Source organism: Pedobacter nyackensis, assembly GCF_900176505.1.
GTDB classification, from domain to species: Bacteria; Bacteroidota; Bacteroidia; order Sphingobacteriales; family Sphingobacteriaceae; genus Pedobacter; species Pedobacter nyackensis.
Map to the genome: position 1 here is coordinate 724,163 of NZ_FWYB01000001.1, position 26,960 is coordinate 751,122.

At 40.9% G+C, this 26,960-nt stretch carries 25 protein-coding genes; 15 read left to right on the plus strand and 10 right to left on the minus strand.

The genetic code is table 11. The features are described 5' to 3' along the window. Nucleotides 1–56 precede the first annotated feature (56 nt). Both B9A18_RS02950 and B9A18_RS02955 read left to right on the plus strand, forming a co-directional pair. Nucleotides 57–740 carry a hypothetical protein gene (locus B9A18_RS02950; RefSeq protein ID WP_084287166.1) on the plus strand — a complete coding sequence of 228 codons (684 nt, stop codon included), beginning with the start codon at nt 57–59 and terminating at the stop codon, nt 738–740. Nucleotides 741–753: 13 nt separating this feature from the next. Next, entirely contained in the window at nt 754–1,707 is a 954-nt protein-coding gene (locus B9A18_RS02955) for a DUF5007 domain-containing protein (protein WP_084287167.1), read from the plus strand. Nucleotides 1,708–1,790: 83 nt separating this feature from the next. Here the strand turns inward: B9A18_RS02955 and B9A18_RS02960 are convergent, their stop codons facing one another. Further along, on the minus strand, nt 1,791–3,113 hold the full coding sequence (locus B9A18_RS02960; protein WP_084287168.1) for a sensor histidine kinase: 1,323 nt from the start codon (nt 3,111–3,113) through the stop codon (nt 1,791–1,793). Between the two features lie 172 nt (nt 3,114–3,285). Here B9A18_RS02960 and B9A18_RS02965 point away from each other — a divergent pair, with 172 nt between their 5' ends. The 3 genes from B9A18_RS02965 to B9A18_RS02975 are packed head-to-tail and all read left to right on the plus strand — an operon-like array spanning nt 3,286 to nt 9,173. Next, entirely contained in the window at nt 3,286–4,632 is a 1,347-nt protein-coding gene (locus B9A18_RS02965) for a TolC family protein (RefSeq protein ID WP_084287169.1), read from the plus strand. Between the two features lie 39 nt (nt 4,633–4,671). Beyond that, the gene (locus tag B9A18_RS02970; protein ID WP_084287170.1) at nt 4,672–5,772 is read left to right on the plus strand and encodes an efflux RND transporter periplasmic adaptor subunit; all 1,101 of its coding nucleotides are present in this window, start codon (nt 4,672–4,674) and stop codon (nt 5,770–5,772) included. Between the two features lie 20 nt (nt 5,773–5,792). Further along, nucleotides 5,793–9,173, plus strand: a complete 3,381-nt coding sequence (locus tag B9A18_RS02975; RefSeq protein WP_084287171.1) for an efflux RND transporter permease subunit — start codon at nt 5,793–5,795, stop codon at nt 9,171–9,173. Between the two features lie 130 nt (nt 9,174–9,303). On the opposite strand, the gene B9A18_RS02980 is transcribed toward B9A18_RS02975, so the two are convergent. The 4 genes from B9A18_RS02980 to B9A18_RS02995 form a co-directional block, all read right to left on the minus strand. Beyond that, complete coding sequence (locus tag B9A18_RS02980) at nt 9,304–9,813, minus strand: PIN domain-containing protein (RefSeq protein ID WP_084287172.1); 510 nt, start codon at nt 9,811–9,813, stop codon at nt 9,304–9,306. Then, entirely contained in the window at nt 9,810–10,874 is a 1,065-nt protein-coding gene (locus tag B9A18_RS02985; RefSeq protein WP_200816296.1) for a helix-turn-helix domain-containing protein, read from the minus strand. Before B9A18_RS02985 ends, B9A18_RS02980 begins: the two co-directional genes overlap by 4 nt. A gap of 402 nt (nt 10,875–11,276) precedes the next feature. Beyond that, nucleotides 11,277–11,675, minus strand: a complete 399-nt coding sequence (locus B9A18_RS02990; RefSeq protein ID WP_084287173.1) for a VOC family protein — start codon at nt 11,673–11,675, stop codon at nt 11,277–11,279. Nucleotides 11,676–11,830: 155 nt separating this feature from the next. Next, nucleotides 11,831–12,970: a histidine decarboxylase gene (locus tag B9A18_RS02995; RefSeq protein ID WP_084287174.1), complete on the minus strand. Its 1,140-nt coding sequence runs from the start codon at nt 12,968–12,970 to the stop codon at nt 11,831–11,833. A gap of 291 nt (nt 12,971–13,261) precedes the next feature. Here B9A18_RS02995 and B9A18_RS03000 point away from each other — a divergent pair, with 291 nt between their 5' ends. Continuing rightward, on the plus strand, nt 13,262–14,041 hold the full coding sequence (locus B9A18_RS03000; protein ID WP_084287175.1) for a DUF3050 domain-containing protein: 780 nt from the start codon (nt 13,262–13,264) through the stop codon (nt 14,039–14,041). Here the strand turns inward: B9A18_RS03000 and B9A18_RS03005 are convergent, their stop codons facing one another. Next, nucleotides 14,042–14,821 carry a hypothetical protein gene (locus B9A18_RS03005; RefSeq protein WP_084287176.1) on the minus strand — a complete coding sequence of 260 codons (780 nt, stop codon included), beginning with the start codon at nt 14,819–14,821 and terminating at the stop codon, nt 14,042–14,044. Between the two features lie 472 nt (nt 14,822–15,293). On the opposite strand from B9A18_RS03005, the gene B9A18_RS03010 reads away from it, so the two are divergent. The 8 genes from B9A18_RS03010 to B9A18_RS03045 are packed head-to-tail and all read left to right on the plus strand — an operon-like array spanning nt 15,294 to nt 23,577. Further along, nucleotides 15,294–16,322: an AAA family ATPase gene (locus B9A18_RS03010; RefSeq protein WP_084287177.1), complete on the plus strand. Its 1,029-nt coding sequence runs from the start codon at nt 15,294–15,296 to the stop codon at nt 16,320–16,322. Between the two features lie 2 nt (nt 16,323–16,324). After that, the gene (locus B9A18_RS03015) at nt 16,325–17,200 is read left to right on the plus strand and encodes a DUF58 domain-containing protein (RefSeq protein WP_084287178.1); all 876 of its coding nucleotides are present in this window, start codon (nt 16,325–16,327) and stop codon (nt 17,198–17,200) included. A 4-nt stretch (nt 17,201–17,204) separates the two neighbouring features. After that, on the plus strand, nt 17,205–18,185 hold the full coding sequence (locus B9A18_RS03020) for a hypothetical protein (RefSeq protein ID WP_084287179.1): 981 nt from the start codon (nt 17,205–17,207) through the stop codon (nt 18,183–18,185). After that, on the plus strand, nt 18,172–19,176 hold the full coding sequence (locus B9A18_RS03025) for a vWA domain-containing protein (protein WP_200816297.1): 1,005 nt from the start codon (nt 18,172–18,174) through the stop codon (nt 19,174–19,176). The genes B9A18_RS03020 and B9A18_RS03025 overlap by 14 nt, the downstream gene beginning before the upstream one ends. Nucleotides 19,177–19,180: 4 nt before the next feature. Continuing rightward, complete coding sequence (locus tag B9A18_RS03030) at nt 19,181–20,215, plus strand: vWA domain-containing protein (protein WP_084287180.1); 1,035 nt, start codon at nt 19,181–19,183, stop codon at nt 20,213–20,215. Nucleotide 20,216: 1 nt separating this feature from the next. Continuing rightward, nucleotides 20,217–20,981 carry a tetratricopeptide repeat protein gene (locus B9A18_RS03035; RefSeq protein WP_084287181.1) on the plus strand — a complete coding sequence of 255 codons (765 nt, stop codon included), beginning with the start codon at nt 20,217–20,219 and terminating at the stop codon, nt 20,979–20,981. An 18-nt stretch (nt 20,982–20,999) separates the two neighbouring features. Continuing rightward, on the plus strand, nt 21,000–22,808 hold the full coding sequence (locus tag B9A18_RS03040) for a BatD family protein (protein ID WP_235005218.1): 1,809 nt from the start codon (nt 21,000–21,002) through the stop codon (nt 22,806–22,808). Next, nucleotides 22,786–23,577, plus strand: a complete 792-nt coding sequence (locus B9A18_RS03045; RefSeq protein ID WP_235005219.1) for an SH3 domain-containing protein — start codon at nt 22,786–22,788, stop codon at nt 23,575–23,577. The genes B9A18_RS03040 and B9A18_RS03045 overlap by 23 nt, the downstream gene beginning before the upstream one ends. Here the strand turns inward: B9A18_RS03045 and B9A18_RS03050 are convergent. The 4 genes from B9A18_RS03050 to B9A18_RS03065 form a co-directional block, all read right to left on the minus strand. Beyond that, complete coding sequence (locus B9A18_RS03050; protein WP_084287183.1) at nt 23,554–24,039, minus strand: helix-turn-helix domain-containing protein; 486 nt, start codon at nt 24,037–24,039, stop codon at nt 23,554–23,556. The genes B9A18_RS03045 and B9A18_RS03050 overlap by 24 nt on opposite strands. Before the next feature lie 98 nt (nt 24,040–24,137). Next, nucleotides 24,138–25,394, minus strand: a complete 1,257-nt coding sequence (locus B9A18_RS03055; RefSeq protein WP_200816298.1) for an RNA polymerase sigma factor — start codon at nt 25,392–25,394, stop codon at nt 24,138–24,140. Further along, nucleotides 25,394–25,732, minus strand: coding sequence for a YciI family protein (locus B9A18_RS03060; protein WP_084287184.1), 339 nt, complete (start codon nt 25,730–25,732; stop codon nt 25,394–25,396). The genes B9A18_RS03055 and B9A18_RS03060 overlap by 1 nt, the downstream gene beginning before the upstream one ends. A gap of 22 nt (nt 25,733–25,754) precedes the next feature. After that, complete coding sequence (locus tag B9A18_RS03065) at nt 25,755–26,348, minus strand: FMN-dependent NADH-azoreductase (RefSeq protein ID WP_084287185.1); 594 nt, start codon at nt 26,346–26,348, stop codon at nt 25,755–25,757. A 108-nt stretch (nt 26,349–26,456) separates the two neighbouring features. On the opposite strand from B9A18_RS03065, the gene B9A18_RS03070 reads away from it, so the two are divergent. Further along, on the plus strand, nt 26,457–26,960 hold the full coding sequence (locus tag B9A18_RS03070; RefSeq protein ID WP_084287186.1) for a hypothetical protein: 504 nt from the start codon (nt 26,457–26,459) through the stop codon (nt 26,958–26,960).

A 26,960-nucleotide genomic window follows, 5' to 3' on the forward strand; every position in this document is an offset into this window, starting at 1 on the left:
AACCATCATGAGTTTACCTGATAGCTTCATCACCTTTAAAAACAAATTATATACAGATGAAAAATTATATATCAAAAAAGAACATCATAATAGCCTTTGGCATGGTTTGTATCGCAATTGCTTCATGCCAAAAGAAAGACTATTTTAATGATGGTGGGATATCGAGGCAATCTGACGCGGAAAAAAATATGAGCACATATGATTTTTTGGCGAGCAGAAAAAATCATATGTTCGATTCATTAGTCAAAATCATCGACTTGACAAATGGCAAAGCGCTTGTGAATCAGTCTAATATTACATTTTACGCTTGTCCCAATTCGGCAGTAATGAGGTTTCAACGGAGGTTCTTGCCTTCTGATAAGCAAGCACCCAGGCCACTAAGTAAAATTGGTGTAGATACTTTGACTATGTTGTTGAAGCGGTTTATCCTGGTAAATAACAAGGTTTCTTTAGAGCGTGCCGTTGCCGATAAGGATAAAGCTTATAAGGATAACAATACAGATAGTTTAATTATTTATGGTATTAGCGGTATTAGCAATGCGGGTAGTTCGGTAAGGACAGGCCCGGATTATATGACTTATGAGCATCGAAAAGTAAAAGTTATAGATTCTATCAATTATACTGCGGGCATGCAAACCCACAATTTAATTACCGCAAACGCCATTTTACATATTTTAAACGACGGTGCGAATTTTAGTGGTGGCTTCAAACTGAAATATTTTAGGAAAAACGATAATTAATAGAAAATTATTTATGAGAAGAATTTATTTGAGTTTTTGTTTGCTATTTGTGACGGGAATGGCATTGCTTACAGGATGTAAGAAACAAGAAAAAATTGGCTTTATAAGCCCGACAATAGCATATACAACTAAAACTTTAACGGTAGTTACCGGACGAGGACTTATTATGTCAGCAGCTTTAGCTACAGACGGATCTACCAAACCGATTGAAGCAAGTATCGTTTCTATCCACGATGAGAATGGTAAAGTGTTTACAGAGTTGATGAATTATAAAGTGGACACCTACTATTGGACGGGTACACCTACCGGTTTAGAGACTTCGCTGGATCAAATTAATAAGATCAGAATTGCGGCTAAAAAACCGGCGATTGATATTAATCCAACCAATGGTCAGATTATTATTTATCCGGAAGCTAAAGATCCTGCTATTTTTCCTTCGGGACGTTATATTTTTGACATAAAAGTGAAAAATAGTGGCGGAGAAATGATCATTAAAAATGCATTAACCATAAATACTACACCTGCAGGGCCTTATTCTTATGCCTTCTCAGGCGTAGATGGCATAACTGGTATTGATGTTACAATGGAAAAAACTGTGGCTTCAACCGGGCCTACTAAGCTGATTGTTAGAACACTGAGGAAGGATGACACCCCAATAGATCCCAAAACACTTTTGGGGTACGAATACGGTACAGTCGCAAATCCAAACTTAAAAGATTGGCATAATTTAGGGCTTCAGAAAATAGTTAAATATACCGAATTCCCTGACCGCTTAGAGATTGAAACTGAGGGAACTCCTATCCCCGTTATTGGTGGTTTGCCAACAGGACAAGGTATTCCGATTTGGGCACAGCGTATAGATATGTACAACAACAACAGCGCTATTGGAAAGTACTTTAACTATTGGTTCGATTTTGCAATTTTTGAACCTGGAACCTGGAATATTACCATTAAACTGAAATATTAACCCTCATTTAGTACTAACGCTCCCTTTGCCTGTTGATATTGTATCAACAGGCATTTTTATTTGTGCATTAATAATATTCAGTCTTAAGCTGCTATTAAAGGAATCGTAATTTGGAAAGTAGTACCTTCGTTTTCCTTGCTGGAAACGGTGATTGAACCTCCGTGCTGCTCAATAATCTGTTTGGAGATGTGTAAGCCTAATCCCACTGATTTCTCGCCTCTAAGGCCGGGTCTGCCTGCCTTAGAAAACTGATCAAAAAGTACGTCCTGCAGATTTGTAGGGATACCAATACCCAGGTCGGTAATCCTGATGATGCATTGAGTCGCGGATCTGCTAACTTCGATGTCAATTGGCGTTTCCGGATTCGAGAATTTTAAGCTGTTTCCTATCAGGTTATCAATTACCCTTGTTAGCTTTGATGGATTAACGGCAGCAGTAATAGCTGGTTCAGCAGGTTTGAAATTTATAGACCTTTCTCTGTTCAGGTTTTTTTGCCAGTTCTCGCAAATGCCATTCATAAAGTCACTGATATTGGTGTGTTGCAAGTGGAAAGGGTTTTTATCATTATGAGCCACCTCCAGCAGGTCTTCTATGATGTGCTTTGCCTGACGTGTAGAACGGAGGATCAGCTGCATCTCTGTACTGTCTTTATGCTCCTCCTCATCCAGCAGCATTTTTGTTAGCGCCTCTATATTGTTCAATGGGTTTCTTAGGTCATGCGCCACAAAACCAAGGATCTCACTTTTTTGCTGAATAAGAACCTGCACTTCCATGTTCTTTTCTTCCAGTTGCTTTACTTTTACAAATTGCTCTGCTTTAAAGTAATAGCTGGATCTGGAGCAGGCAAACAGGAACATAGAGAGCACACCTGACATAATGATATTGAGCACTTTTTGAAGACTGCTAATATCGGGAATGATCATTGCAACAATAAACAGAAAAACGATATAAACAGAAATGATGACAATGTGTTTTAATTCAATTGCGAAGAAAATACTGACAGCAACAATTCCAGTGAGGAATACGGTGAGGGTATTTTTTGGATTGAATTGGGAGAACAGATAACCTACCGTAAAGGAGGTTGTTAGCAGGAAAATGCAGAATAGGGTGACGAAGATATTCCGGGCTGTTATAGACCAGCTTCTCGATTTTAAAATGTAAGCACTGATGATGATGAACAATGCAGATCCTCCAATCTGAACGCCATTTAAGATCTGGTAAAAGAACAGGTTAGGCATGTTAACCAGCTCCTTATGGTAAACTAAATAAGTTATCCTTACCCCCAGGGCAATAGCTATCAATACCGAACTTAATGCGGTTACCTGTCTTACATTGATATAACTAAAAGTCTCCTTAAACTGTTCGGAGTACTTAGCAGGAATTCTGTATCTAAATAAATGGAACACTTGTTTGTTTTGGTACGTAAAAATAAAGAAAGGAAATGAAGTTGCATCATGAATATATTTTTTTTACTATAAGGCATAAAAATAACCTGATAAAAGCGTCAGTAGTTGTAAAACTTGCTATGGATTTCCGATGATTCGTTATATATTAGTGTAGTCATTTGTATTTAACCCTATGAAAATCAGAATTTATTGGATCCTCCTATTGTTTACAATCGGGGCTAAAGTTAAGGCACAGGAAAGAGATGTACCTAACTACAGCTTCAGCCTGAAAGCAGCAATAGATTATGCATTTACACACCAGACTGCAATACTCAATGCCACAATCGACGAAGAAATTGCCCGCAATACTGTAAAACAGACCATCGGTATCGGCTTACCACAGGTTTCTACTTCTTATAGTTTCCAGGACTTTTTAAAACTGCCGACTACTTTGCTGCCAGGCGAATTTTCAAATCCACCTTCTAGTACACCTATCCCTGTGAAGTTCGGAACCAAATACAACTCCACAGCGAACATCGAATTAAATCAGCTGCTGTTCGACGGGACATATATTGTTGGCTTGCAGGCTTCAAAAACTTATAAGGAATTGTCGATCAGAAACAGCAAGCGTACCAGAATCGAAACTGCAGTTGCGGTAAGTAAAGCCTATTATTCGGCATTGGTTAGTCAGGAACAGCTGCAATTGATTGATGCCAACCTGACCCAGTTAACTAAGTCTTTAAACGATACCGAAGCCCTGTTTAAGAATGGCTTCGCCGAAAAGATTGATGTCGACAGGTTGCAGGTTCTAAAAAATAACCTGGAAACAGAGCGGGAGAATGTGATCAGTTTATTTGCCATCAATACCGACCTTCTTAAATTCCAGATGGGCATGCCCGTTCAGGCCAATCTTACCCTCACTGATAAGATCAGTAATGTAAGGGCTGAGCCGGTTGTGATGCCAATGGCGGATACCACAGCTTATAAAGGACGAATAGAGTATTCCTTGCTGGAAACACAAAAAAAACTGAATGAACTGGATTTGAAAAGACAAAAAAGCTATTTCCTGCCAACTTTGAAAGGATTTGCCAGCGCATCTAAGAGTTTTCAATCGGACTCATTTTCAAACCACTATGACATGAGTTTCCCAACTTCGGTGATTGGTTTTACACTTTCCTGGAATTTAATTAACGGGGGACAGCGTATTTACCAGGTGGCCAATGCCAAACTAGCTGTTAAGAAATCGGAAAATGATCTTTTTAATGCGAAAAACGGCATTACTCAAGAAATCGCTACCACTCAGAAAATGTATACCAATAGTTTGCGCTCTGTTGAAAATCAGCAGCGAAACCTTCGCCTGTCGGAAGAAATTCTCCGCGTTAGCCGTATTAAATACGAGCAAGGTGTAGGCTCCAGTCTGGAAGTCACCAATGCCGAAACCACGGTAAAGGAATCGCAAAACAATTATATCAAAGCCCTGTACGACCTGCTAATCAATAAAGTGGATCTGGATAAGGCTACAGGAAGAATCAATTATTAACATCCCTATTATTAACCTCAAAATCAAACGAAAATAACGATGAAGACACCTTTATATACCATAGCATTGGCCCTTGTTTTGGCTTCCTGTTCTTCCGATCAACCGAAGAATAAAAAAGCAGCCCTCGATCAGCTTAAAAAGGAACGCATTGCATTGAATACAAAGATTGAAAAGCTGGAGGCCGAGCTCGGTCAGGATAAAAAGGAAGCCGATCTAAAAGATGTGGTTGTTACGGAATTGAGCACTATGCCTTTCATGAGCTATGTAGAAGTTCAGGGGAGGGTTGATGCAGAAGATAATGTAGATGTCATGCCTGAGTCGCCGGGTACCGTGACTGCGATTTATGCTAAGGTAGGTCAGCATGTAAGTAAAGGGCAGGTGTTGGTTCAGCTTGATGATAAAGTATTGCGTCAGAGTGTTGCACAGCTGCAAACACAGCTCGATCTTGCTACTACGGTTTTTATGCGTCAGAAAAATCTCTGGGATCAGAAAATCGGTACTGAGGTGCAGTATCTTACTGCAAAGAGTCAGAAGGAAGGCCTGGAAAGACAACTGTCGGGGTTAAAATCCACAGCAGCCATGAATAAAATTAAAAGCCCGATTTCGGGGACAGTAGATGCTATGGACCTGAAGCTCGGCCAGTCGGTATCACCAGGAGCACCCATTGGTATTAGAATCGTTAATGCCGATCGCCTTAAAGTAAAAGCATTGGTTTCCGAAAACTATGGCGGAAAAGTGAATCAGGGAGATGAAGTTGAAGTTTCCCTGCCGGATGTGCCTGATAACCTTCACGCGAAGATTTCTTTTGCTGCTAAAGTGATTGATCCGATTTCGAGAGGCTTTAATGTGGAAGTGAAATTGCCGTCAAATAAGACCTACCGCCCAAATATGGTGGCCATATTAAAAATTGTAGACTATAGGAATAACAATGCACTGGTAGTTCCGGTAAATGCGATCCAGAAGTCGGAAAGCAGTGAGTATGTCTTCATCGCTGAAAATGGCAAAGCGAAGAAGGTAGACATTAAAAGCGGAAAAATATCGGACGGAAAAGCCGAGGTATTATCGGGTTTAAAGGCAGGAGATAAGGTAATTGTTACCGGTTTTCAGGATCTGAATGATGGCGATGGAATTAAATTATAACTGATTATTCATCAAATTATATGAAGGATATTAATAAAGAATTTCGACCGTCCAGCTGGGCAATTGATAACAGGACGGCCATCTACGTGTTTACATGTTTGCTGATGATTGCCGGTTATTTTTCTTACCAGAGCTTGCCTAAAGAGAATTTCCCGGAAGTAATTATTCCTAAAATATTTGTGCAGACCGTTTATCCGGGAACTTCTCCATCTAACATGGAAAACCTGGTGACCAAACAGCTGGAAAAGGAAATCCGCGGAACATCGGGCTTAAAGAAGATTACTTCGAACTCTTTCCAGGACTTCTCTTTCATCACGGCAGAGTTCAATACGGATGTAGACATTAAGGATGCCAAACAGCGGATAAAGGATGCCGTGGATAAAGCTAAAACTGATCTTCCTTCAGATTTGCCGGATGATCCGGTAATTATGGACATCAACCTGTCCGACCTGCCCATCATGTACATCAATATCTCGGGCGACTTTGACCTGAAAAAACTAAAGGAATATGCAGATGATATTGAAGACCGCGTTGAAGGTTTAAAAGAGATTGCAGGTGTGGATATTGTTGGTGCCCTGGAGCCGGAAATACAGATCAATGTGGATTTGCGGAAGATGGAGGCAGCCCAGCTTTCTTTTACGGATATTGATAATGCGGTGAAATATGAAAACCTCACCATCTCCGGCGGATCCGTTAAAATGGATGGCATGCTGCGGACCTTAAACATCAAAAAGGAGTTTAAGAATGCGGAAGAGATTGGTAATATGGTTGTTAAAACCCCTACCGGCGGATCTGTTTATTTAAAGGATATTGCTGAGGTAAAGGATTCATTTAAAGAACAGAACAGTTATGCTCGTTTGTACGGCAAAAATGTAATCACCCTAAACGTAAGGAAGCGAAGTGGAGAAAACCTGATTGAGGCTTCGGACAAGATCAATGCGATGTTAAAGGACATGAAGGGCAAAGTGATTCCGGAGAAGCTGAACATTACTATAACAGGTGATCAGAGCGACCAAACACGTATTACCTTACATGATCTGATTAATACCATCATCATTGGTTTTATTTTGGTGACCTTGATTCTGATGTTTTTTATGGGGGTAACCAATGCGCTGTTTGTGGCGATGTCGGTGCCGTTATCAATGTTTATTGCCTTCCTGCTGATGCCAGTACTGGGAGGAATATTCGATTTTAACTTTACCATGAACATGATGGTATTGTTCTCCTTCCTGCTCGGTTTGGGGATCGTGGTGGATGATGCTATTGTGGTGATCGAAAATACGCATCGTATTTTTGATAATGGCAGGGTGCCTATCGTGCAAGCTGCCAAAACAGCTACCGGAGAGGTGTTCTTACCAGTACTATCGGGTACTTTAACTACACTAGCTCCGTTTTTCCCTTTGCTGTTCTGGCCCGGAATTATTGGTGAGTTTATGTATTTCCTGCCGGTGACATTGATTGTAACTTTATCGGCTTCCCTGGTGGTGGCTTATATTATCAACCCTGTTTTTGCGGTTGATTTTATGAAGCCTCATGATGAGCATGAAAACGACAAACCTACCTTTAACAAAGGGGTAAGGCTTACGGTGCTGGTGTTTACCGGTGTAGCCTTGGTGGGTTATCTGATTAATATGGGGATCGGGAATTTTGTAGTCCTGATGTGTCTCCTTTACTTGCTAAATCACTTTGTGCTGACCAGAATAATTAAGAAATTCCAGACGGTAACCTGGCCTAAAGTGATTAATGGCTACCATTCCTTGCTCACCTGGGCATTGAAACGTCCGCGTACCATGATATGGGGTACCGTAGGCTTGTTTTTCTTTACGCTTATTCTTGTCGCTGTAGTGCCACCTCGTGTGGTGTTTTTCCCTACTGCCGACCCTAATTTCGTGTATGTATATATTGAATTGCCTGTAGGTACCGATCAGGCATATACCAGTAAGGTGGTCGAGAAGGTGGAAGAGCGGGTTACCAAAGTAGTAGGCCGCAACAACCCGGATGTATCTTCTATCATTTCAAATGTAACGGTTGGGGTAACAGATCCGCAGGGCGAAGATCAGGGCGAGTATACCAATAAGGGTAAGGTTACCGTGGCTTTTGTGCCTTTCGGTAAGCGTACCGGAGAAAGAACATCTATTTATCTGGATAAGGTTCGTGAGGTTGTAAAAGGCATTCCGGGAGCTGAAATTAGTGTGGCGCAGGAGCAGGGTGGGCCGCCGACAGCAAAACCGATTAGTATCGAAATTACTGGCGATAACCTGGATTCTATCGCACTTACTGCCGACAGGCTAAAAAAATACCTGGATAAGAAACAGGTTGCCGGTGTAGAGGAGTTGAAGACCGACTTCCAGAACAACAAACCGGAGATCATCTTTAATGTAAACAGGGAACGTGCCAACAGGGAAGGGGTTTCGACAGGTCAGATTGGTTTGGCTTTACGTACCGCCTTGTTTGGTAAGGAGGTGTCGAAATACAGGGACGAAAATGAGGATTACGAGATCAACGTGCGTGCCAAAGAGGAGCAGAGGGATAATCTTGAGGCCTTACGTAATATGAAGGTAACCTACCGAGATATGGCTATGGGTGGTGCCATCAGGCAGGTGCCGATATCGGCTTTCGCGGATATTGATTATGTAAATACCTATGGCGGTATCAAGCGTAAACAGCAGAAAAGGATCATTATCCTTTCTTCGAACGTTTTATCGGATTATAATGCCAATGAGGTAGTAGCCAATATTCAAACCGAAATCAATGAGTTTAAAGCGCCCGACGGGGTAGAGATAAAAATGGCAGGTGAGCAGGAAGAGCAAATGGAGACAGCAGCCTTCCTGGGGACAGCAATGGTGAGTGCTTTGTTTATCATCTTAATCATTCTGGTATTGCAGTTCAATTCGATTAGTAAGCCTGTCGTGATTTTAAGTGAGATCTTGTTTAGTATCATCGGTGTATTGCTGGGTGTAACGATATTCAGAATGGAGTTGTCGATCGTTATGACGGGGCTCGGAATTGTAGCGCTTGCAGGTATTGTAGTGCGAAACGGAATCCTGCTGGTAGAGTTTGCAGATCTGATGGTGAGTCAGGGTATGGAAGTGAAGGAGGCAGTGATTGAAGCGGGACGCACAAGGATGACACCGGTATTGCTGACAGCAACGGCAACGATGTTAGGGTTGATCCCATTAGCTGTAGGGTTAAATATAGATTTCGTGACGATGTTTACGGAGTTCCATCCGCATCTTTACTTTGGCGGGGACAATGTGGCGTTCTGGGGACCGCTGTCGTGGACGATTATATTTGGATTGAGCTTTGCAACATTCTTAACGTTGGTGTTGGTGCCGTGTATGTATTTGGTAGCGGATCGGAATTCTAAAAAGGTAAAATCGTGGTTTAAAAAGGCAAAGTAATACTAAAAAATAACCATTCTCCTCTAAGGCTGGGCATCTTTTGCGGAAGGGCAAAAGCGCCTGAGGCCTTCTCGGAGAAGGTAATTTTTTAGTCAAGCAGGGCGCCTAAAGAGTTGGGCGCCTTATTTGTTTATAGACTCCATTTTTTGACTCTTAAGGCCATTTCTTTTAGAAGTTCCATATTGTTTTGATAAATGATATTGGATTTCATCATTTGCGTAATCTTTATGATAGCATCACTTTTTGTAATTACATTGAGGAGTACCAATCTATCAAATATCCAAAGCATGCCGTGGTACTCAATTGATGATTTTTTAGCGTGCTTCCTTACAGCTTTATCACTGCTTAACACTATGGCCTGATTTTGAATGGCGATATGAAGAACCGTTTTGTCATTCTCAGAAAGTCCGGCAGCATATTTACTATTAAGAATAATATTTCTGTCCGTTTCTGTTAAAGTGTGCATGATCAGTTTACCCGTACCCTGATAAGCTCGTAGCAGATCTTGTTGCTCGTCATAAAGCTCATTAAAAACATCTATTGATGTATGAACTTCAATGTCGAGTTTGAAAAAATCTGAGGTGAGTCTTAAATTGTGTAGCTCAATAAAGATACAAGCATCTGTAATGGCTAATTTCATTTCATAGACAACTCTAGACTGTGAAATTCAGCTACTTTTAAATTTTTGAGGGCCGCTGCTTTACTGAATGAAATGATTTCTTGTGCTAAGGCTCTGAACAGCAATTGATCAAAACGATTGGATGTTTCTTTTACTTCGTAACTAACAGGTTCATCAACCCTCCAGTTCATTTGCTTGAACATGGTGAATAATTGCTTGCAGTAGTTGTCAGAAATAATTTTTAAATCTTTTGCTCTCATAATGATGGCCTGCATAGATATACCATATTCTTTTTTTAGTGCTCCTAACTCCTGGAGGTGTATTTTAGTTCTCTGATTTCCGAGTTCATTTCTTAAAGCGTCGGCAGGGAATAATATTGCTCCAGCAAATTGGTGACATATAATTTCCTTTTCTTTTTCAGGAAGATCATCTTGAATATTCAGTAGCAAATGCGCCAACTCATGCATTGCAGTAAATCGCTTACGATCTTCTTTCTTAACCTTATTTTCGTTAATAGCTATCACCGGAACATTGTTTCCCAAAACCATAGTTTGCATGCCGTCGTAATCATTGCCCGCATTAATATACATTACTTTAATGTGTTTATCCTCGAGAAGTTCAACAACGCTGGCAATAGCACCTATTCCCATTCCCCAAATTTCTCTAACTTTAATGGCGGCTTCTTCCACATCATCAAAAGATTTGATTGGTTTCATACCCTCCAATGGATTGCTAAATTTAGTCTCGATGTTCAATAATTGTTCAAGTTCCAGGTACCGGGAAAGATAATCCTTTGCATGTTCAAGGATCTTATGCTCTTCTTTAGCAGGAAGCTTTTTTAGTTTACGAAATTCAATGTTTCCCAGCTGAACCTGTGCATCCCTGAAAAAATAATCTGGCCTGACAGACAAGGCTTCACACAATAGCCCTAGCATGACGCTGTCGGGAATTACTTCTCCCTTTTCGTACTTATGTAAGGCCTGACGGGAAATTTTCTTATTGAGCTTATCAGATAAGTCCTGTAATGAAAAGCCATTCATCAGACGTGCAGATTTAAATCTTTCAGCAAAGAGATTATTCATATGAGCTATTTTTGTTGCCAATTAACTAACATACTCTGCTAGTATTTGGTTTACAAAACTACTTTATTTTATTGGTGTTGTCAACTGCAAAAAATAACCGTTCTCCTCGAAGTCGGCATAATTTCCGATGAAGAATCGGAAACAACGCTAGGCCTTCTCGGAAAAGGTAATTTTTTAGTCAAACAGGGCGCCTAAAGAGTTGGGCGCCTTATTTGTTTGTAGATATTTATTAGTCAATACTGAAGCTAAAAAAGCAATTTCTCCGTAAAGGCCTCAGGCGCTCTTGCCCTTCCGCAAGAACCGACTGAAAGGAACTCAACGAGGCCTTTAAAAATCAAAATGCTACGAGTTAAATGCCAGCCTTCGAGGGAGGAGTTGTTTTTTAGCTAAGTAGAATACTTGTTAAGTATTATCTGGTTCCCAATCATCTACTGGTTCCCAAAGTTCAATAACATTCCCTTCTGGATCGAGTACATGGACGAATTTGCCATATTCAAATTCGGAAATTTCATCAATAACGGTCACGTTTTCCTTTTTAAGTTCATCTACCAGTGCAACGATGTTTTCCACGCGGTAGTTAATCATAAAGGGCTTAGATGATGGGTCAAAATATTTGGTGTCCTTCGGAAATGTGCACCAGGCCGTGGATCCTTTTTTCGACGGATCATCGGCCTGTCGCCATTCAAACGTTGCTCCGTATTCAGTGGTAGCCAGGCCAAGATTTTTGGCGTACCATTCGTTCATATCTTTTGGATTGTCGCATTTAAAAAATACACCGCCAAGGCCTGTTACTTTCTTCATATTTTAAAAGGTTTTGTATGATTAAAAATTGATATATAAAAAGAGGGAAATTGTTCTAAAGGTTTATGCACAACCCTTAGAACAATTTCCCTCTAATTTCGGACAATCCCAAATCTGTTTTAAAATCCGCTATTTAATGCTGGCAGTACCAGTCTTTACAATACTGGTACTGCCATTTGTGTAACCACGATTTCTTGTATCAGCTGATCGATTTGTGTTTTAGTAATGTTCGGCATACAAATGATGTGCGACCAGCCTCCTTCGGCTGCCAGTTGCCATTTTTGTCTGATTTGCAGATCAGGCTCCGGGAAGTTTACAGTAATGGCATTGGTGTTTCTCCAGGCCGGGATACCGATTTCCTTAAGTTTTAATTCTGCATACGCTGCGGTCTCCAGACAATGCTGTGCACGTTCTTTCAAGCCAGTAATACCTAGTTTTTTAATGGTATACCACATAAACAGGGGACTATGACCATTTCTTGATCCTGAGATCGTGGTATCCATGCTGCCGATGTAAGCTACGGAGCGTGCAATACGGTCTCTGTTGGATTTCTTAGCCACAACAACACCACAAGGCATTGGTGACCCTATGAATTTATGACCACTGATCGCGATGCTATCTGCACCATCGGCAAAGTCGAATGCTGGTCGAGGTTCTATTAAAGCACTGTAACTGCCGGATAGGGCGCCGTCGGCATGGATGTAGTAATGCTTGATGGCCAGTTTTTTAAGGATGAGCTTAATTTTGCTGATGTCGTCACGGGCTTCGGTCATGGTTGTGCCGATGTTAGCCATGATGATTACTGGCATATGGCGGTTCATTCTGATGGTATTTTCAAGATCTTCGTAATCAATTTCGCCATTTTCCTGGGTGCTGATCACGATGTTCGACATATTTAACAGGTGCAGGTTCTTCTGTACGCTGTAGTGTGTAGCTTCAGAATAATACACCATTCCTTTTGGATGCAGTTCACGGGCAAGATACAAACCATAAAGGTTTCCTTCCGAACCACCATTGGTTACATAACCCCACCAGTCGTCGGACTTAGCCCTGAATAATTCAGCAAAAAACTGAACCACTTCCTTTTCAATTTCACGCGAACCTACTGCATAGGTAGAAGGAACAAAAGGATCACCAAGGTTGTTCATTGGGTATTCCAGAAAGGGCATCAACTCACTATAGTTGAAATCCTTAGATACAGGGTAGCCCATGAAATAGCTCGTATTTTGTTTTACCTCTTCCAGTAATTCTTTGAGCGTTTGGTTTTCGCTTGGTGATAAGGAGTTTGTGTTCATTGTTGCCTCAGTTTTATCTTGTTTGAGTTACAAAATTACACTTAGTAAAATAATATATTAATATGTGTTGTTAAATAAGAATATTATGTTGTTTAAATTGTTTATTTAAAATTATGAATTGCGGAGGATGGTCTTAGTCATATTTCGGTTTAAGGAAATTTTGTCCACTTATTTAGTGGATTTTGGCTTTGCAAGCATTACACCAAGCGCAAATGATGAGAATTTTACATACCGATCCTGAGCAACCAAAAATTCCTCGTACTTTTGCGCCCAAATTAAAAAGACACGGCAATGAAGGGACTTCTGGAAAACATACAAACCTCAATCGAATCACTAAGAGCAGAAATCATCAATCATAAAGTTTACGATGTGATTAGTGATCTGGAAGATCTGAGAATCTTTATGGAGTACCATGTTTATGCGGTTTGGGACTTTATGTCATTGTTGAAGTCATTGCAGATTAACCTTACTTGTACACAAGTGCCATGGTTTCCGGTTGGGACGGGCAGTACACGTGCACTAATTAATGAAATTGTTGCTGGTGAGGAATCAGATGTGGATGCGAATGGAGAAAAGAAAAGTCATTTTGAGATGTACCTGGATGCGATGCAGCAATGTGGTGCAGATACGACTCAGATTGGTAGGTTTGTAGAGACTTTAAAAGCGACAGGTGATTTTGAAAATGCTTATGCTCATTCGGATACACCTGCTGAAGCCAGAAACTTTGTAGATTATACATTTAAAATCATCAACAGTGGGGAGGCTCATTTGCAGGCGAGTACTTTTACTTTTGGCCGTGAAGATTTGATCCCAAACATGTTCCTAACAATTGTTAACGACCTGAACAAGAAATTCCCTGATCAAATCTCTTTATTCAAATACTACCTCGACAGACACATTGAAGTGGATGGCGATCATCACAGTCACCTTGCTTTGGCCATGACTTCAGCGCTTTGCGGTGATAGTGAGTCGAAGTGGAAAGCTGCTGAGGCGGCCACTATTGAATCCCTGAAAAAGCGTATTGAACTTTGGGATGGTGCTTATCACAGAATCAAAGCCTCAAAAGCTTAATCATAAGCCGATTAAGTTTTTTTCTGCTAAGCTGATATACTTTTTGATTCGATTACTATCTGGTAAGCTCAGGCCATCATGATATTTATACTCCATTTTGGTGATATTGGCTCCCGTTAAAATCTCCAGAGTCGTTGAGGTACCGCCAAATTTATCATCTAAGTATTTGCTCAGTGGGTAGAATCTAATTTTTAACTCTTTATCTAAATAAACAGTCGACACCTTATTTACTAATGATGAATCATTTTTGAATTCCGATAAGGAGATGATTTTTTTGAAAGTTCTATTGTCAATGAGGGTGTCTTTAACAAAGGTGTAATTTTCAAGTTCATTATTGACATTGGGATAATTGTTGTCTTTGAAATTATGTCCTTTCCTTTTAGCGTCGATAGAAAATGAGTTGACTAATTTTGGGGGCTCAATTGAAGCATCGAATTCCCAGGACATTCTCCTATTAAAATCTGTTAAAATGTATCCTGTTAAAGAGTCTTTAGTGGAGGTCATACTTTTCCCTTCATTACTAAGAAAAACATCTTGACGCTGCATGTGTAATACTATTTCCTCCAGGCAGTAGTTGGCATGCAGATAAATATTTCGATTTGGAAATCCCGGCGTTTCATTACCATTAAAGTAGAGTCCTATAGTAAGCTTTCCCTCATTTAATGCGGGTTTCTTCTCAATCGTATCTTCTTGTAGTTGAGGGAAAACAATAAATGGCAATAGCGTAGCTGATACCACGAGGATAGTGCGTCTTGTTAGGACTTTGAGTTTTGCGTTCATTTTGATAGAGCTTAATTATCTTACTAAGATATAAAAATAGTTTTTTAGTAAGGTAAAAATGACTGTAAAACTCTCATTACCTTCTTTATAACACTCGATAGCGGGTTTTTGCAGCTCCCTCGATTTGTCAAATTCTAATCTTTTGTGCCTGTTGTACCGCTTGCCCGGAAATTTTGGTTGCTTGTCAAATTCTAATCTTTTGTGCTTGCTGTACCGCTTGCTAGGAAATTTTGGTTGCTCTGTCGGCTTGTTAAATTCTAATCTTTTGTGCTTGCTGTACCGCTTGCTAGGAAATTTTGGTTGCTCCGAGCGGTCCTAGGATTCTTTTGTTTCCCAGACAGGGGAAACAAATTATTCCAGACAGCGAGGAGTCAACCTAAATTTCCCTTTTAACATATTTTAACCCTTTCCCCCTTGCTTAAAAACTATCCTTTCCCTAATTTTCCCAGCTATTAACAAAAATTGGGTATAAATGGAAGAAGTAACTAATATTACTGAGCATTCGACGTATGGAACAGACATCCGTGCATTGAATGAAATGATACAAAAGGAAAGTGCATTTATCGATCTCCTGTTATTGGAAATGGATAAAGTGATTGTGGGTCAGCGGTATATGGTAGAGCGTTTGCTGATCGGTTTACTGGCCGATGGACACATTTTGTTAGAGGGGGTTCCCGGATTGGCAAAGACGTTGGCTATTAACACCTTGTCGAAAGCCATTGATGCGGGATTCAGCAGAATTCAATTTACACCAGACTTGTTGCCGGCCGATTTGCTGGGAACGATGATCTATAACCAGAAGAAAGAAGAATTTATAGTTAGAAAAGGACCATTGTTCTCGAATTTCATCCTTGCTGATGAAATCAACAGAGCTCCTGCGAAAGTGCAGAGTGCTTTATTGGAGGCGATGCAGGAGCGTCAGGTAACAATTGGCGACAATACCTTTCCATTACCAAAACCATTTTTGGTATTGGCAACACAGAATCCTATTGAGCAGGAAGGTACATATCCCTTGCCAGAGGCGCAGGTGGATAGGTTTATGTTGAAGGTGGTGATTGGCTATCCTAAGAAGGAAGACGAGAAGAAAATCATGCGTGCAAATATTGCACCTCAGGGCATGCCTAAGCCTAATGTAGTGATTCATACAGACGATATTCTTAGAGCCAGGAAGGTGGTTAGAGAAGTGTATATGGATGAGAAGATTGAACAATATATCATCGATATCGTTTTTGCTACGCGTTTCCCGGGCGATTATAAGCTAAATGATTATAAGAACCTGATCAGCTTTGGTGCTTCGCCACGTGCGAGTATCAATCTGGCATTGGCGGCTAAAGCATATGCTTTTATTAAAAGAAGAGGTTATGTGATTCCGGAAGATGTAAGAGCGATATGTCATGATGTATTGAGACACCGTATTGGCTTGACTTACGAGGCAGAGGCCGAAGACATCAATACAGAAACGATTATCACTGGAATATTGAATGCTGTTGAAGTACCATAGTTATGGATACTAAAGATCTCTTAAAGAAAGTAAGGAAGATTGAGATAAAGTCCCGTGGTTTAAGCAACCAGATCTTTTCAGGCGAGTACCAATCGGCCTTTAAAGGTCGCGGTATGGCCTTTAGTGAGGTGCGCGAATACCAGGTGGGAGATGAGATCCGTACCATCGACTGGAACGTAACGGCCCGTTTTAACCATCCTTATGTGAAAGTGTTCGATGAGGAACGGGAGATGACGGTGATGTTAATCGTGGATGTAAGTGGATCCAAGAACTTCGGAACCCAGGTTCAGCTGAAGCAAGAACTGGCAACGGAACTCTGCGCGGTACTCTCTTTCTCAGCCATACAGAACAACGATAAAGTAGGGGTGCTCTTCTTTAGTGATAAGGTAGAGAAGTTTATCCCACCAAAAAAAGGCAGAAGTCATATTCTGATGATCATCAGGGAGTTGATCAATTTCCAACCACAAAACAAAGGAACTAACGTCGCCGAAGGCTTGCGCTATTTCACCAGTGCCATTAAAAAGCGATGCACGGCTTTCCTGATTTCTGATTTTATGAGTGGCCCTTTTGAGAATGAATTGAAGATTGCCAACCGTAAACACGACCTTGTTGCCCTGAGACTATATGATATCCATGAGGAAGAAATTCCAAACCTGGGACTTATTCCCATTAAAGATGAGGAAACAGGACAAGTGGAATGGATCAATACAGCGGATAAAGATGTCCGGATTGCCTTTAAGGCCGCTGCACTGGAAAGAAATGATAAACTGGAAGAGCAATTCAGAAAATCGGGGGTCGACTTTACCAAAATCGGTACACATGAATCCTATATTAAACCATTAATGACATTGTTTAAGAAACGAGAGGCCAGAAGATAAGTTTATGAACAAATATTTTAAATCCAGCTGCTTTTTAATGCTGTGTTTAGGCGGACTTACCTTTAACAGTAAGGCGCAGGACATCAGGGTAGAAGCTAAGCTGGATCAATCAAAAATAGCACTGGGCGATCAGACCATATTACGGTTGATGGCCCATTTGCCGGTAAATGGGCAGGTAGATTTTCCCGTCCTGGCAGATACCATTTCCTCAAAAATACAGATTGTAGAAATGGGGAAAACGGATACCCTGACGGATAAAAATAACCCGGCCCTAAAAACCATCAGCAGACAGTATACCATCACTTCTTTTGATGCGGGATTACACGCCATTCCTGCTTATACTTTTGGCACCAAATCGGGAAACCTCAATACAGCTGTTTTGCCTTTGGAAGTAACCGAGGTAAAGGTGGATACCACCAAGGCCATATATGATATTAAAGAACCGCTGGCTGTAAAGTATTCTTTTATGGACTGGCTAAGAGATAATGCCAAGCTCGTTGCCTTTTCGGCACTAGGTATTTTGCTACTTGCCGCACTGATCTGGTATTGGATTAAAAAACGCAAAAACAAGCCTGCCAAAGTAGAGCCTCCTAAAGCTGTGATACCATTGCATGTTATCGCTTTAGATAAGCTGAATGCTTTGAAAAGTGAGAAATTATGGGAGCAGGGACAGGTGAAGCAATACCATAGTGAGTTAACAGACATCATCAGGGATTATCTGGAGAAAAGATACCAGATCAATGCGATGGAGCAAACTTCTGAAGAGATTTTCTCCGGATTAAAGCATATGAACATCTCTGAGCAAAACACCAACAAGCTACGACAAATGTTGCTGCTGGCCGATCTGGTGAAGTTTGCCAAAGCCACGCCATTGAATAGTGATAACGAACAGAGTATGGAAAATGCAATCAGTTTTGTAACCAATACGAAACCTGCTGCAGTTCCATTCACAGATAAAGAAACAAAGAATAATGAACCTGTTTAGCGGAATTGAATTTGCCAACAAAGGCTTTTTCTGGCTACTGCTGATCATTCCTTTGATGATTGGCTGGTACATTTGGAGAAATGCCAAACTTCAGGGCAGCCTGAGGATGTCGGCCTTAAGTGGTTTTTCAAAAGTAAAGAAGAACAAATACGGCACGCTAAGGCATTATGGTATCGTACTGAGGGTTCTGGCCTTCATCGCAGTAATTATTGCGCTGGCGAGACCACAATCAGCTTTCAGCTGGGAAAACTCTACCACTGAGGGGATCGATATTGTGATTGCTACCGATATTTCGGGAAGTATGCTTGCCGAAGATTTAAAACCTAACCGTTTGGAAGCAGGTAAGCAAATCGCGATAGACTTTATCAAGGATCGTCCGGAAGACCGTATAGGTCTGGTTATTTTTAGTGGAGAGAGCTTTACGCAATGTCCGCTAACCATCGACCACGACGTGTTAGTTAATTTATTTGGCGAGATCCGCAACGGGATGATAGAAGATGGAACGGCCATTGGAATGGGACTAGCTACTGCTGTAAATCGCTTAAAAGAAAGTGATGCTAAAAGTAAGGTAGTGATTTTGCTGACTGATGGATCGAACACCACAGGCTCTATTCCGCCATTAACGGCTGCTGAGATTGCCAAGCAAATGAAGGTAAGAGTTTATACTGTTGGTGTTGGTACAAAAGGCTTTGCACCATATCCGGTACAAACTCCTATGGGGGTACAATACCAGCAAGTACCGGTAACGATTGATGAGGGTGTATTGAAGGAGATTGCGAAAGTGACCGGCGGTCAGTATTTCCGTGCGACCAATAATGCTACGCTTAAAAAGATCTACGGTCAGATTGATCAATTGGAAAAGGCAAAAGTTGCAGTCACCCAATACAATAAAAAAACAGAGCGCTTCCTGCCATTTGCCTTGATTGCCATGGTGTTGTTGCTTGCAGAGTTTTTATTAAGAAATACAATTTTTAAAGGAGCCTTAACTTAATCATATGTTACGTTTTGAACACATAGAATTTTTATGGGCACTGGCATTGATCCCTTTTATGGTGATCGTGTTTTTGATGGTGCGCAAATGGAAAAAGAAGGCCTTATTATCGCTGGGCGATCCGCATACCGTTCGCAGGATGATGCCCGAAGCTTCTTTAAGCAGACCGGGACTAAAGTTCGTGCTTTTTGCATTGGCTTATACTTCACTGGTAGTAGGTGCTGCTAACCCCCAAATAGGTACTAAAATGGAAGAAACCAAAAGGAACGGGGCTGACCTGATGATATTGCTCGACGTGTCGAACAGTATGCTGGCAGGAGATCTGGCACCTAACCGACTGGAGAATGCCAAGCGTGCCATATCACAACTGATTGATAATTTACATAATGACCGTATCGGTATCATTATTTTTGCCGGTGAGGCTTACGTGCAATTGCCCATTACAACCGATTATTCGGCCGCTAAGTTGTTCCTGAACAACATTACTACGGATATCGTTCCTACACAAGGTACTGCCATCGGTGCAGCGATCGACATGGGGATGAAGTCCTTTAATTTTGTAAACGGTACGAGCAAAGCGATGATTCTGATGACCGATGGAGAGAACCATGAGGACGACGCTGTTTCGGCGGTTAAGCAGGCCAGAGCAAAAGACGTAACCATCCATGTGATTGGTTTAGGTACACCAGAGGGCGCACCGCTACCGATATATAGGAATGGTCAGCCGGTGGGTTTTCGTACGGATGAAGCCGGTAAAACTGTCGTGAGTAAGCTGAATGAAGAAATGTGTAAAGAGATCTCACAAATGGGCAATGGCGTATATGTAAGGGCCAGCAATGCCAACAGTGGTTTAAACATTGTAATGGATCAGGTGAATAAGATGGAAAAGAAAGGTTACGACAGTAAAATGTTTAAAAACTATGAAGATCGGTTCCAGTTTTTCCTGGGCTTCGCGCTGTTGTTGCTGGTACTGGAATTCCTGATCTCTAACCGCAGGAATATGAAATTAAGTGAATTGAATTTATTTGAGGTGAGGTAATATGAAGCAGTTGATCATCATTATATATATCGTATTACAAGGTGCCGTTGTTTTTGCCCAGAAGGAGAAGAAATACATCCATAACGGCAATAAGCTTTATCAGCAGCAAAAGTATGCAGAAGCTGAGGCTAGCTACCGTCAAAGTGTAGAGAAAACAAAAGAATCCGTTGCCGGTAATTTTAACCTGGGTGATGCTTTGTACAAGCAGAAGAAGTTCGAAAATGCAGCGCAAAAGTTTACAGAGATTGCCACAACATCTGATAACAAAGCGGTAAAGGCGCAGGCTTATCATAATCTGGGCAATTCCTTATTAGAATCTAAAAAGCTGGAAGAAAGTATCGAGGCCTATAAAAAGTCTTTGATGAACAACCCTAAAGACGATCAGACGCGTTATAATCTGGCTTATGCGCAGGAAAAACTGAAGGAGCAGCAGAAGAAAGAGGATAAAAACAAAGACAAGAATAAGGATAAGAAGGACCAGGACAAGAAAGATCAGCAGGATAAAGACAAGCAGAACCAGGATAAAAAAGATCAGGATAAGAAGGACCAGAACAAAGATCAGAAAGATAAGGACAAGCAGGACCAGGATAAAAAGGATCAGGATAAGAAAGACCAGCAAGGGCAGCAACCTCAGCCTGATAAGTTGTCGAAGGAAGATGCAGAGCGCATGCTGGAAGCTTTAAAAAATGAAGAGAAAAACACCCAGGATAAGTTGAAAAACAAAAAAGCAAAAGGTGTAAAGGGACGTATTGTTAAAGACTGGTAAGGGGTTATATTAATGAACATGAGATATTATTTATTGACGGTATTGCTGTTATGGTCGGCCATTGGTTTTGGCCAGGCCGGAAAAGTTACCGCCTCTGTAAGTTCAAACCAGGTAGCTACAGGTGAGCAGTTTGAAATTATTTTTTCTACAACGGGGAATCCGGAATCTTTTGATCCGCCTGCATTTACTGGTTTTCAGGTGGTTGGCGGACCCAATCAATCTTCCAGCTACACCTCTGTTAATGGACAAACTACAGCGAGTATTTCTGTGGGCTATGTGTTGGTTGCGGTAAAGGAAGGGGAGTATATCATTGGGCCGGCAACGATGTTGTTTGGTGGCAAGGCTGCTAAGTCTAACTCTGTAAAGATGAAGGTGACCAAGGGTAGGACTGTACCTCAGCAACAGGGTCAATCAGCTGCTTCCGGACAAGGTCCAAGAGCTTCGGCTGGTAATTCATCAGATATTTCGAAGCAGTTGTTTATGCGTGCTGTGGCCAGTAAAACCAATGTATACCAGGGCGAGCAGATTGCGGTAACTTATAAGTTATATACCAATATTGGTATCGTGGGCAACGCACCAGAAAAACTACCTGATTTTAATGGTTTCTGGAGTCAGGAGATTAAGAACAACCAGGGGCAAATAGATTGGAAAGAGGAAGTATATAACGGACAAAGATACCATGTTGCGATGCTGAGGGAAGTGATCTTATTTCCTGAGCGCTTTGGTAAGTTGACATTGGATCCTCTGATCATGAGTTTTGTGGTGCGTAAAAAGTCACCCTCAAATGATCCTATAGAAGATTTCTTTGGTGGCGGGTCGTATGAAGACCTGACTTATAAGATTAAAACTGCTCCGGTAACCATCAATGTAAAACAATTGCCGGAGGCAGGTAAGCCAGAGGGTTTTGGCGGTGCGGTTGGGCAGTTTGCTATTGCGTCTTCGGTGGATAAGTCGTCACTTAGAGCTAACGAGGCTTTAAATTACAACCTTAAAATCAAGGGTTCAGGAAACCTGAAGCTATTGAATGCACCGGTGGTGAATTTCCCGGCAGATCTCGAAAAGTATGATCCTAAGATCAACGATAAGATTACTGAGACCATGAACGGCGTTTCGGGTAGTAGGGAGTACAGCTATTTGCTAATTCCAAGGCATGAGGGAAATTATACCATCGAGCCTTTAAAGTTCTCTTATTTTAATCCTTCAACGCAAAAGTACGTTACTTTAACTACCGGATCATTTGACCTGAAAGTAGCCAAAGGCGCACCGGGCTCCAATGTTACAGCTTATGCTTCGGGTCAGAAGGATATTAAAATGCTGGCTAAGGATATCGCTTATATTAAAACTAAGGTATCTGATTTGCATCAGACGGATGACGTATTTTACGGATCAGTAGCTTATTATACCTTATTGTGCTTAGGTCCGCTATTGTTTATTGGTGCTTTTGTTTATCGCAAACAGTACAGGGAAAACAACCGCGATCAGGTAAAAGTGAAAGGCAGAAATGCCAATAAGGTGGCGGCTAAACATTTGGCCAGTGCTCAAAAGCAATTGCAGGGCGGTGATAAGAAACTGTTTTACCAGGATGTTTATAAAGGCTTGTACCAATACCTGAGCGATAAGTTTAATATCCCAGCTGCGGAATTGAACAAGGAAAATATCAGTGAGCAGTTGAATGCTGCGGGGATTAAGGAAGCCTTGATCAACCAGCTGACCGAAACGCTTGACTTGTGCGAAATGGCACGTTATGCACCGGTTTCAGGAATTTCGGATCAGGAAGTATTTGATAAAGCTAAAAATATCATTAATGAGATTGAAGATCATGCGTAATCTTTTAAAATATAGTTTGTGTGTATGGCTGTTGCTGTTGGCTATACCGTTTTGCGTAACAGCGAAAGAGATCAATGCTGAGACATTGCTTAAACAGGGGAATGAGGCTTATGCCAGAAATCGGTTTGAAGATGCTGCTGCGGCTTATAAGCAGGTGTTGGATGCCGGATATCAATCGGCAGCGGTTTATTTTAACCTGGGTAATGCCAATTACAAGTTGTCGGAAATGCCGGAGGCCATTTTAAATTATGAGAAGGCTTTGAAGTTGAGTCCGGGTGATGACGAGATTCAATTGAATTTGCAATTGGCAAATATGAAGATAACGGATAAGATTGAAGCGGTGCCAGAGTTTTTTCTGACTAAGTGGTGGAAGGGGTTTGTCTTCTTCTTTCCGTTGAGTACGCTTTCGGTGCTTACAGTTGTTTGCTTTATTCTGGGCTTTGTTGCACTAATTGCTTATCTGTTTTTAATTGCCGTAGGACCTAAAAAGATTGCTTTTTATATTGGAATAAGTGTGTTGTCGCTGGGTTTGATTTTTATGATTATGGCCTCGGCACAATCTAACTATCTGCATGGCCAGGAGCAAGGTATTGTTTTTAGCGGCGCCGCGGATGTAAAAGGTGGTCCGGATGCTAAGCAAAAGACTTTGTTTGTGATCCATGCAGGAACTAAAGTGAGCATTGTAGAAAATGAGGGAGACTGGATTAAGGTTACTTTGGCTAATGGTAATGGGGGCTGGATTAAGCTAGCTGATATTAAAGCGATCTAAGCTTTTAAACTCCAGATCTTGCATACTGATATTTAAAAGTTTGTGGATTGTGGTTAAATCGTTTAAGGTAAAAGACTCGATTCCGTTGATGAGTTCGGACATATAGGTTTCACTGGTATGTCCTAAAATCATTCCTAACTGTTTTTGGGTTAACTTTTTCTCTTTAAGTTTGGATGTGATTAATTGTTTACGATGCATGGTGAATTTGTTTTCACGTTCAGCAATTAGTTCGGCCAAATCGTTTTCCTCAACTTGTTGAGTGGTGATTTCTGCTTTAACCCAATGCTTATCTTCATAAGCCATGATAATATCTTGTAGCATTTTTTTTTGCTCGATAAATTCCGGATGATCTTTAACGAATAATCTCAATCTACGGTACATGATTGATGCCCTTTCAAGCTCTAGTTCTGAGTTTAATAACCCCTTTTCAATGATCTTTTTTAAACCAAGTTGTGAATCCATTTCTCTGCGTTTTAATGAGTATTGTAAGTCTAAGCGCTTTTATTGGATTACTGGTAAAAAAACAGAACATTTTTAGGTAACAGATCAGTGGTCGTCGACTAGTGGGATGTCTTTTTGTTATATAGCCGCTCTATTTCTTTGGTAAGTGTTTGTTTCTCGGTTTTGGACTTTGTCAGTTTAATAGCCTGCCCGTAGTGACTTATAGCCTTTTCAATATCTTGATCAGCATATAAGTAACCTAATAGTTGGTGGTAGTAATTGCTTTCGTTCGGATTTAGTTTTTCAGCCTCAGAAATGGCCTTTTCATTTCCATAAACCTTAGCGAAGGCAAATATTCTGTTCAATGCAATTACGGGTGAGGACTCCATAAGCATAAGCTGATCGTATAATTGCAAAATATGCTGCCATTTACTTTCATCATCAGGTGTGGTGTGCCAATAGGCGATGCCTGCTTCCAAATGATATTTTGAAATTTCATTTCCATCGAAAGCATTTACCAGATAATAATTACCTCTCTCCATCAGGGATTTATCCCACAATTTTTTGTCCTGTTGTTCGTAAACAATGGCTTCGCCCTTATTATTGATCCTTGCATCTAACCGTGAGCTTTGGAAGCACATTAAAGCCAGCAATGCATTTGATTTTGGTGTATTGGTCAGGGGATTTTCTATTAGCATAAGGGTAAGCCTCACCGCTTCCGAACAAAGTTCCTTCCGTATCAATTGATTGTTCGTTTTTGAAAAATAGCCTTCGTTAAAGAGCAGATATAAAGTTTTTAAAACCGTTTCCACTCTTGATTTTATATCCGTTTCAGTTAAACTGTTGAGCTGGAAACTATCGTTCCGGAGGTTTGTTCTGGCTCTGAGCAGCCGTTTTTTTATGGTTTCAGGTTTTGCTAAAAATGCATTGGCAATTTCTTCCACACTAAAGCCGCAAAGGATCTGAAGTGCCAGACAAATTTGCGCTTCGGCTGAATTTGCAGGATTACAAACCGCAAAAATCATGGCAAGCTGGCTATCTGCAATGTGTTGGTTATCAAATTCGAACTGTTGTTCTTCCTGAATTTTTCCGGTCGACAATTCGTTTTTGATCTGGCTTTCAAAAATAGAAAGATGTTTAAAGTAGTCTTTGGTTTTATTCCTGGCCACTGTATAGAGCCAGGCCGCAGGCTTTTTGGGGATCCCGTTAATCGCCCAGTTTTCAGATGCTTTTAAAAAAGTTTCGCTGGCAATATCTTCGGCAATTTCAATATGCTTCAAGCCAAAATGACGGCACAATACAGCCGTCATTTTCGCGTACTCCTGCCGGAATAAATGGGGCAAAAGTTCCTGGAGCGAATTTGCCTCTTCCTCCATTAACTAAGTTTTAATAGCTCCCTTACTTCAATATTCCCGCCGATTTTAAAAATGGGATTACTTTTCGCCAGTTCAACGGCTTCCTCAATGGTATCGGTTTTTACAATGATATAGCCGCTGATAAATTCCTTGATCTCGGTGTAAGGTCCGTCAGTGACCACATTGTCGGCGTGTACAGACATTGCACTTCCCGGAATTGGTAAGAGTGTGTTTCCCTTATCAACTAATTTGTTCTGAGCTACAATCCCGGCAAGCCAGTTCATCCTTTCCTGCATTTGTTCAGGAGAAGGTTTAAAATTGATGTCGTTTATTCTGAAAATTAATGCGAATTCTTTCATGTGGATTAAATTTATCGATATTTTAGATATTTCTGCAAATTTCGTCGTAGTCGACCGTAAAGCCCGGTCTTTTGGTTCCTTCAATAATTAAGGATTTAATATTATTGATCCCTATGTATTTCAGTATGGCGCTAAGGTGATTCACGATGTAGTCGTTAACTGGGTTGAATTCATTATTATAACTTCCCCCTGCTGTTATTGCAAGGTATACCGTCTTATCGGCCAATAATCCAATTCGCGTTCCATCTGCCTGATAGGTAATCGTCTGTCCTAGCCTAACGATCTGATCGATATAAGCTTTTAAAGTTGCATGTATTCCAAAATTATACATTGGTGCGCCTAATATTACAATATCAGCATGCTTAATTTCTCGTAGTATGGTATCAGAATAGCCTAATTTTTCTTTTTCCTCATCACTTATGTCTTGCTCATTTTTAAAAGAGGCCAAAATATGTGCGCTATCCAGGTAAGGTGGATTGTCGTTTACCAGGTTTCGTTCGGTAATTTTACTTCCTGGATGCTTTAATGCCAGTTGCTTAATAATAGCGTTTCCAAGTTTAATGCTGTGAGAATAGTTCCCCATAGGACTGGAAATAATGTGTAGTATCTGTTTCATTGTTTTTTTGATCCTATGACGATTAGGATTTATCAATGGGGACAGTTTTTTGATGTCGATTTTTTACAATTCTGTAAACTATTAAAAACGGATTTTTGTAGCTAAAAAATGAAAACACCTATCACACGTTTATTTTATCTGATCGTTTTAGTCGGTTTTTCGTCTGTTGTAAATGGGCAGGAAAAGCCGGTGAAACTCAGTAAAGAATTGAAGGAAGCGCTGGAACAGCGTTACTCGACAGACCAGCAAACGGCTAAAACGCAGAGATTCATTTACAATAAAATGGAGTGGAAAAAATCCTGGATAGGCGTAAAGTATACCGACTTGCTTAAAAGCTGGGGGGCGCCTACCAAAGCTTTTCCAAGTGGCGATGGGGGACAGGTTGTAGTATATGAAAAGATAAGCAATTATGCTGGAGGGAGCTACAAGCCGGGCTACCTTACCACAGCTATTAACGGTGTTGGACAAAGAGTGATAACCGGGAGCAAACAAGCAGAGGATACCAGATGGGCGAGCCAATATGTAGAATTAACTACACTTTTAGTAGGCAAAGACAATTTAATACAAAGCATAGATCAGAAAACCACGCACAGTCAGGCCGGTAATCAATAA

What these genes read in the sequence shown, in the direction of transcription:
- B9A18_RS02950 (WP_084287166.1), top strand. Translation starts at nt 57, where the DNA reads ATGAAAAATTATATATCAAAAAAGAACATCATAATAGCCTTTGGCATG.
- B9A18_RS02955 (WP_084287167.1), top strand. Translation starts at nt 754, where the DNA reads ATGAGAAGAATTTATTTGAGTTTTTGTTTGCTATTTGTGACGGGAATG.
- B9A18_RS02965 (WP_084287169.1), top strand. Translation starts at nt 3,286, where the DNA reads ATGAAAATCAGAATTTATTGGATCCTCCTATTGTTTACAATCGGGGCT.
- B9A18_RS02970 (WP_084287170.1), top strand. Translation starts at nt 4,672, where the DNA reads ATGAAGACACCTTTATATACCATAGCATTGGCCCTTGTTTTGGCTTCC.
- B9A18_RS02975 (WP_084287171.1), top strand. Translation starts at nt 5,793, where the DNA reads ATGAAGGATATTAATAAAGAATTTCGACCGTCCAGCTGGGCAATTGAT.
- B9A18_RS02980 (WP_084287172.1), bottom strand. Translation starts at nt 9,813, where the DNA reads ATGAAATTAGCCATTACAGATGCTTGTATCTTTATTGAGCTACACAAT.
- B9A18_RS02985 (WP_200816296.1), bottom strand. Translation starts at nt 10,874, where the DNA reads ATGAATAATCTCTTTGCTGAAAGATTTAAATCTGCACGTCTGATGAAT.
- B9A18_RS02990 (WP_084287173.1), bottom strand. Translation starts at nt 11,675, where the DNA reads ATGAAGAAAGTAACAGGCCTTGGCGGTGTATTTTTTAAATGCGACAAT.
- B9A18_RS02995 (WP_084287174.1), bottom strand. Translation starts at nt 12,970, where the DNA reads ATGAACACAAACTCCTTATCACCAAGCGAAAACCAAACGCTCAAAGAA.
- B9A18_RS03000 (WP_084287175.1), top strand. Translation starts at nt 13,262, where the DNA reads ATGAAGGGACTTCTGGAAAACATACAAACCTCAATCGAATCACTAAGA.
- B9A18_RS03005 (WP_084287176.1), bottom strand. Translation starts at nt 14,821, where the DNA reads ATGAACGCAAAACTCAAAGTCCTAACAAGACGCACTATCCTCGTGGTA.
- B9A18_RS03010 (WP_084287177.1), top strand. Translation starts at nt 15,294, where the DNA reads ATGGAAGAAGTAACTAATATTACTGAGCATTCGACGTATGGAACAGAC.
- B9A18_RS03015 (WP_084287178.1), top strand. Translation starts at nt 16,325, where the DNA reads ATGGATACTAAAGATCTCTTAAAGAAAGTAAGGAAGATTGAGATAAAG.
- B9A18_RS03020 (WP_084287179.1), top strand. Translation starts at nt 17,205, where the DNA reads ATGAACAAATATTTTAAATCCAGCTGCTTTTTAATGCTGTGTTTAGGC.
- B9A18_RS03025 (WP_200816297.1), top strand. Translation starts at nt 18,172, where the DNA reads ATGAACCTGTTTAGCGGAATTGAATTTGCCAACAAAGGCTTTTTCTGG.
- B9A18_RS03030 (WP_084287180.1), top strand. Translation starts at nt 19,181, where the DNA reads ATGTTACGTTTTGAACACATAGAATTTTTATGGGCACTGGCATTGATC.
- B9A18_RS03035 (WP_084287181.1), top strand. Translation starts at nt 20,217, where the DNA reads ATGAAGCAGTTGATCATCATTATATATATCGTATTACAAGGTGCCGTT.
- B9A18_RS03040 (WP_235005218.1), top strand. Translation starts at nt 21,000, where the DNA reads ATGAGATATTATTTATTGACGGTATTGCTGTTATGGTCGGCCATTGGT.
- B9A18_RS03045 (WP_235005219.1), top strand. Translation starts at nt 22,786, where the DNA reads ATGAGATTGAAGATCATGCGTAATCTTTTAAAATATAGTTTGTGTGTA.
- B9A18_RS03050 (WP_084287183.1), bottom strand. Translation starts at nt 24,039, where the DNA reads ATGGATTCACAACTTGGTTTAAAAAAGATCATTGAAAAGGGGTTATTA.
- B9A18_RS03055 (WP_200816298.1), bottom strand. Translation starts at nt 25,394, where the DNA reads ATGGAGGAAGAGGCAAATTCGCTCCAGGAACTTTTGCCCCATTTATTC.
- B9A18_RS03060 (WP_084287184.1), bottom strand. Translation starts at nt 25,732, where the DNA reads ATGAAAGAATTCGCATTAATTTTCAGAATAAACGACATCAATTTTAAA.
- B9A18_RS03065 (WP_084287185.1), bottom strand. Translation starts at nt 26,348, where the DNA reads ATGAAACAGATACTACACATTATTTCCAGTCCTATGGGGAACTATTCT.
- B9A18_RS03070 (WP_084287186.1), top strand. Translation starts at nt 26,457, where the DNA reads ATGAAAACACCTATCACACGTTTATTTTATCTGATCGTTTTAGTCGGT.